Consider the following 5946-nt stretch of genomic DNA (forward strand, 5'->3'; position numbering starts at 1 on the left):
CTGAAACCACTGCCGTTTCGGTCGGCGTTTCGCGATTTGCGCACCTTGCTGAAAGCGCAATTACTGACTGATGCGGACGTCGAACAAGCACCGGCTCTGCTGACCAAAATCCCCGAGGCTTCGCCGTATAAAACGCTGGCGAACGCCTGTTTGGCGTATCGGCAATCCGGTGCCGAATTGGTCGCCGGCCTGTCGGTCCTCGATCATAACCAGCGCCGAATTCTCGGGCAGGCCAAGGGCTTCTCCGCCAGACAAAGCCAGTTGCTGGAAGCACTGGTCAAACTGACGGGCCACTCCGATACCAAGGCGCGTTTCAATCTGGTCCTGCAATATCGCGACGTATTCGGCAACGACGCCGCGCAAGCCTACTGCCTGGGGGCCTTGGCCGACTATCCCGGCGGCGAGAAAGATTACATCAAGCATTTTGCCGGCCAGGAGCCGTTCGAGACAAACCGCTTGCAAGCCTTGCTGCACGAGCAAGCCCAAAACGATTACGACGCCGGCTTTTTTTGGAACCGCTGTATCGATATTCTGAAACAAGACCGGCCGGCCAACGACCGAAAAATCGCGCTGATCCTCCGGCATATGGCCGATAAAGCCTATCCCGGCGAAGCGGCGGCGATGCTGGCCGACAGCCTGGCCTACGATCCGGACGACCGCCAAAGTTATCTGAAGCTGTTATCGATTTACCAGGAACAGCGGCCGGACCCGGCTCGCTACGAACACTGGCTGGAACTCGGCCTGCAACGTTTTCCGGCCGATACCGAGATGCTGGTGCGGGCGGCCAAAGCCGCCGCCGCCAGAAAAGCCTTCAAAAAGGCCGCGGCCTATGCCCAAGCCTTGTTGAAGATCGATCCGGTCAATACCCTGGCCAAACACTTGTTGTTCGCCAATCACCAGGCCCATGCCCGGCGTTTGATCAAAACCGAGAAATATCATTTGGTCGAAAAGGAAATTCAAGCCGCCGAACAATTGACCATCGACAAACGGCTGCGCCGCCAGGCCGATCTGTTGCGCGGTTTTTATCGGTGGCGGGCCGAAGGTCAAGCCCAGGGCTTGCAACACATCGTCGATACCTTGGCCGAACTGCATGACGACCCAATCAACATGCATTTTCAGGCGCAGATCGAAGCCGGCCTGCTGGAGCTGCCGACGCAAGGGCTTAGCCGCGCGTTACCGGCGTTCAAGGACTATTTGCTGTCGGCCCCGCAACTGCAACGGCTGATCGCCGATATTGCCTATTACGACGAACAATTGGATGAAGCCGATCTGTTGCTGAAGGCCTTGGACAAGATCAAGGCGCCGTTGAAAAAATCGGTGGAATGGTTGCTGGACCATGAAGCGTTGTTACAAGCTTGGTGCCAGACCTTGGAAACCGTCGGCCATTACGAGCTTTTGAAACACTGCGCCAAACTGGTCCAGGCTCGCCGGCACACGCCGATCTGGATGTATTACCGGACGTTGGCCGAATGCCAAGGCGACGCCAGTCGCATGGACCTCACGAGCCTCTACCGGCTGAAAATGGCGCTGGAAGACGCGCGGGTGGACAAAGACCAGAAGACCGCTGGCGCAATCGAGCGTTTGCTCGAGCGGGCCAGCGGCACTTTCCAACAGTTGCCGGCAGAGGACGAAGAAGACTTCGAGCAAGCGCCCATCGGCGACGATCCGATTGAAGACTTGTTTGGTCACATCCCAGACGCCGTCTTCAAGCGTATCGAAAGCAAAATCGAGGAGCTGGTGCGCAAGCGCGGCCCCGATCAGCTCGTTACCCAAATCATGCGGCAATATAGCCAGGGCCGCGACGGGCAAAACCTGGCGATCTTGTTCATGAATCAAGACTTCCTGTGGTGTGCGACGGTACTCGCCGCCGCCGAGGCATTGCGGATCGAAATCGGCGTTAGCTTCGATGACATCGTCGCCCGTTTCGACCAGAATTCCCCCCAATACTCACTGCCATTTAATTGAATGCCGATGATTTCACCCTACCGTATTTTGGGCGTGCCGGACCAAGCCACCGACGCCGACATCAAACAAGCGTACCTGCAGCGGGTCAAGGACAATCCGCCCGACCGCGATCCCGCGCGCTTTCGCGAAATTCAGGAAGCCTACGCTATCATCAAGGACGAAGACGGCCGCCTGCGCCACGCTTTGTTTGCGATGCCCAGTATCGAATTCGACACCTTGCTGGCGCAAGCTTTCGGCGAACAGGGTGCCGCTGGGCCGATGCCCGCGGACAACTTCTTAAAACTTTTGAGCACGCTGTCCATCGAAAAATCACTGGATCACTTCTCAAAAACGCCGTCATGACCACAGAGACTCAGCAAGACGAATTGCTGGCCGCGTTGCAGCGCTATCTCCAGGAAACCGACTTTGCCCATCTGACCTCGGTCGAACAACCGGATTTGGCCGCGTTGTTCAGCGATCTGGCCGGCTTGAAAACCGAAGTCAAGGCCGAGTCGCGCCAGTTCAAGGCCACGCTGGACAGCTTGAGCGATGCGGTCGAAACCCTGAAAACCGATAACCAAACCTTGGCGAACGAACTGGCGAAAGCCGGCGAACGTCTGCAACAGCAAGGCCGGGAGGTGGAGCGGGCGATGCTGCTGGAATGGATCGACATTTACGACCGGCTGGATGCCGGCAGTCGGGCCTTGCAAAGCTATCGTCCGGTCGATAGCTTGTTCCGGCATTCCCAAAAACACGACGTGCGCTTCATCGCCAGTGTGGGAGAAGGCCAGGACATCACGTTGAAGCGTCTGGAGCAAATGCTGCAACGCCGCCGGGTATTTGCGATCGATTGTATCGGCCAGCCCTTCGATGCGCGGACGATGACGACGGTCGCGATCGGCAACGATCCGGCGCTGGCGAACGGCGTCGTGCTCGAAGAACTGCGCAAGGGCTTTTTAATCGAGGATCAAGTGCTGCGCTTGGCGGAAGTCAAGGTCAATAAACTTTAGGCATTCAGGGAACAACTATGAACGACATCATCATCGGCATCGATCTGGGGACCACCAATTCGGAAGTGGCCATCGTCGAAAACGGCAAGGTCACCGTGATCGCCGACAATGGCAGCAAGATCTTGCCGTCTTTCGTTGGACTGGACGATAAAGGTGAAATCCTGGTCGGCGCCAGCGCGCGCAATCAATATCTGATTTATCCGGAGCGCACCGTCAAGTCGATCAAACGCTTGATGGGACAGGACGCTTTGGTGACGATGGCCGGCCAGTCGTACACGCCTCAGGAAATCTCCGCGATCATCCTGAGACGGTTGAAGGCGATTGCCGAAGCCCATGCCGGCCGGCCTATCGTCAAGGCGGTGATTACCGTGCCGGCCTATTTTTCCGACGCCCAGCGCCAGGCCACCCGCGAAGCCGGCGAAATTGCCGGACTGCAGGTGGTGCGGATGATCAACGAGCCGACCGCGGCCGCCCTGGTGTACGGTGCCGGCCAGCTCGACGCCAAGCGCATGTTGGTTTACGACTTGGGCGGCGGCACCTTCGACGTGTCGGTGGTCAACGTGCAGAGCGGCGTCGTCGAAGTGCTGGCCAGTCATGGCGACAATCATCTGGGTGGCGACGATTTCGATCAACTGATCGTCGATCGCATTCTGGCGCATATCCGTGAGCAATTCGGCGTGGAAGTCGAACCGCACGGCAAGGCGATGGCGCGCATCACACGGGCGGCGGAACAGGCGAAACTGGTGTTGTCCGACGAACCCTACGCAATGATAGAGGAAGAATATTTGCTGGAACGGCAAGGCACGCCGCTGCATTTGACGCTGGAATTGGCGCGTTCGGACTACGAAGAGCTAATTTCGGATCATATCAACGCCACGCTGGACGCGACTCACATCGCGTTGAAGGGCGCCAAACTGACCGCCTCCGACATCGACGAAATCATTCTGGTCGGCGGTTCGACGCGCACGCCGTGCATCCGCGAGCGGCTGTTCGACGAGTTCGGTTTCGAGCCGCACGGCGAAGTCGATCCCGACCTGTGCGTGGCGATGGGCGCGGCGATGCAGGCGGCGATGATCAACGGCGAGGACATCGGCACGGTGCTCGTAGACGTGACGCCGTATACCTTCGGCACCTGCGCGGTCGGTTATCTGGACGGCCTGCCGTATCCTTATCAGTACGTGCCCATCATCCACAAAAACAGCGTGTTGCCGGTGCGCAAGTCAGAGGCCTTCGTGACCTATCACGATAATCAACGCGAAGTGAATGTGCGGATTTTTCAGGGCGAGGACCCGGATGCGTTGAACAATGTCGAAATCGGCGAGTTTTTGATCGAAGGTTTGTTGGACGTGCCGGCCGGTAACGTGATCACCTTGACGCTGGATCTGGATTTGAACGGCATCTTGCACGTCTCCGCGCGGGAAAAAGCCTCCGGCAAGGAAAAAGCCATCACCATCAACAACGCCATTTCCCGCTTCGATAGCGGCGAATTGAATAGCGCCAAACAGCGTATCGACGGCTTGTTCGGCGAAACCGCCGGCTGCGAGGCAGGGTCGGCACTGGAAAGCCCGGCCGTCGCCTCCGCGCGTAACGCGATCAAGAAGGCGGAATCCTTGTTCGAAACCGTCTCCGCCGAAGACAAGGAAGACATGGTGGATCTGATCGAATCCATCTCGACTTGTCTGGAAAACGGCGACGAGGCCGGTCTGAGCGAGCCGGTCGAACGCTTGAACGACATCATCTACTACTTGGAATCGTGATACCGCGTTGTCCGGCCTGCAATGCCCGGCTCGGCGCGGCCACGGCCTGCCCGCGTTGCGGTGTCGAATTGCGGCAAATCCTGGGTTGCGAACGCTTGGCGGAACAGTGGCTGAGCGTGGCGATGCAAAGTCTCGGCGCCGGCCGGCCGGCCATCGCGGTGGCGGCGCTGTTGCGTTCGTTGAGTTTTAAGCAAACCCCGCCGGCCAAACTGTTGCGCGGCTTTTTAACTCAGCGTTTATATCAAATGCTATACCGGCATTTGGACCAGAGGCATTGGCCGGCGGCGCGCGAAACCCTGAGCCAGTTGCAAGCCTTGCAAGGCGCTAACGACGCGCTGGATCGGTTTGCCGAGATGATCGAGCAATTGGATAGCGTGGTGGATGCGCCGCTGCCCGCGCCGTTCAAATCGGAAAACCCAAATACCAATCGATCAGAAATAAGCTGACGAACACGATTTCCGGCATCCACGTGCCGGCAAGGCTGGTCAATCCCGGTTGCGGGTCGATATGCTGGGCTGGCTTTGGTATTTTCATGATGATCTCCGGTGCGGGTGGGGGAGCGTGGCGGGTGGGGCCAAATCTCAGGCCGGTTTCACGCCGCAATGATCGGCTTTGGGTGATTCACAGGAATGGATGCGCCGGGAGTCAGTGAATCCGCGTAGCCGTCGCGCGGATTCACTATAGCCCTTGGTTTAACGATGCCGCAAGCCTTTTCCGTCGCCGGCATCAGCCGGACTATTGCTTTTGCAATAAATAGCCGGAATAGGCGATCAGCTCCCGGCCATCCAGCCGATAGGATGGGCTGAGGCTACGAAGCCCATCTGACAACGTTTAACCAACACCGCTGGCCTTGGCGTTGCTAAACCCCTCCAAATAACACGATGACCCACTACCGCCGCATCTTCGTACCCGGTGCCACCTGGTTCTTCACCGTCAATCTGGCGCAACGGCAACAAAGCCTGTTGATTGAACAAATCGCCGGCTTGCGCGCGGCCTTTGCCTATGTCAAACAACGCCGCCCGTTTCAGATTGATGCCATGGTGGTATTGCCCGATCACCTGCACAGCCTCTGGACTTTACCACCCGGCGATAGCGATTACTCCACTCGCTGGAATCTGATCAAAGGCCATTTCTCCCGCCATATTCCCAAAGACGAAGCCGTTTCCGCCAGCCGGCTAAGCAAACGCGAACGTGGCATTTGGCAACGCCGCTTATGGGTACATTGGATGACCGAC

At 58.0% G+C, this 5946-nt stretch carries 7 protein-coding genes; 6 read left to right on the plus strand and 1 reads right to left on the minus strand.

The genetic code is table 11. From position 1 onward, the window contains the following. The 5 genes from AC3B8H_RS17495 to AC3B8H_RS17515 all read left to right on the plus strand — a co-directional run. On the plus strand, positions 1 to 1965 hold a 1965-nt coding region (locus AC3B8H_RS17495), incomplete at its 5' end, for a hypothetical protein (RefSeq protein WP_488442828.1). Between the two features lie 6 nt (positions 1966 to 1971). Next, the gene (locus tag AC3B8H_RS17500; protein WP_488442829.1) at positions 1972 to 2307 is read left to right on the plus strand and encodes a J domain-containing protein; all 336 of its coding nucleotides are present in this window, start codon (positions 1972 to 1974) and stop codon (positions 2305 to 2307) included. Next, complete coding sequence (locus AC3B8H_RS17505; protein WP_488442830.1) at positions 2304 to 2954, plus strand: nucleotide exchange factor GrpE; 651 nt, start codon at positions 2304 to 2306, stop codon at positions 2952 to 2954. The genes AC3B8H_RS17500 and AC3B8H_RS17505 overlap by 4 nt, the downstream gene beginning before the upstream one ends. Positions 2955 to 2971: 17 nt before the next feature. After that, on the plus strand, positions 2972 to 4711 hold the full coding sequence (locus AC3B8H_RS17510; RefSeq protein WP_488442831.1) for an Hsp70 family protein: 1740 nt from the start codon (positions 2972 to 2974) through the stop codon (positions 4709 to 4711). Then, entirely contained in the window at positions 4708 to 5157 is a 450-nt protein-coding gene (locus AC3B8H_RS17515) for a hypothetical protein (protein WP_488442832.1), read from the plus strand. The genes AC3B8H_RS17510 and AC3B8H_RS17515 overlap by 4 nt, the downstream gene beginning before the upstream one ends. On the opposite strand, the gene AC3B8H_RS17520 is transcribed toward AC3B8H_RS17515, so the two are convergent. Then, positions 5114 to 5245 carry a hypothetical protein gene (locus tag AC3B8H_RS17520; RefSeq protein WP_488442833.1) on the minus strand — a complete coding sequence of 44 codons (132 nt, stop codon included), beginning with the start codon at positions 5243 to 5245 and terminating at the stop codon, positions 5114 to 5116. The genes AC3B8H_RS17515 and AC3B8H_RS17520 overlap by 44 nt on opposite strands. A gap of 347 nt (positions 5246 to 5592) precedes the next feature. Between AC3B8H_RS17520 and AC3B8H_RS17525 the strand changes: the two genes are divergently transcribed. Further along, positions 5593 to 5946: REP-associated tyrosine transposase (locus AC3B8H_RS17525; RefSeq protein ID WP_488442834.1), on the plus strand; the 354-nt coding region annotated here is incomplete at its 3' end.

The organism is Methylomonas sp. BG-2, assembly GCF_057766305.1.

Coding starts and splice junctions, on each gene's coding strand:
- AC3B8H_RS17500 (WP_488442829.1), top strand. CDS start 1,972: ATGATTTCACCCTACCGTATTTTGGGCGTGCCGGACCAAGCCACCGAC.
- AC3B8H_RS17505 (WP_488442830.1), top strand. CDS start 2,304: ATGACCACAGAGACTCAGCAAGACGAATTGCTGGCCGCGTTGCAGCGC.
- AC3B8H_RS17510 (WP_488442831.1), top strand. CDS start 2,972: ATGAACGACATCATCATCGGCATCGATCTGGGGACCACCAATTCGGAA.
- AC3B8H_RS17520 (WP_488442833.1), bottom strand. CDS start 5,245: ATGAAAATACCAAAGCCAGCCCAGCATATCGACCCGCAACCGGGATTG.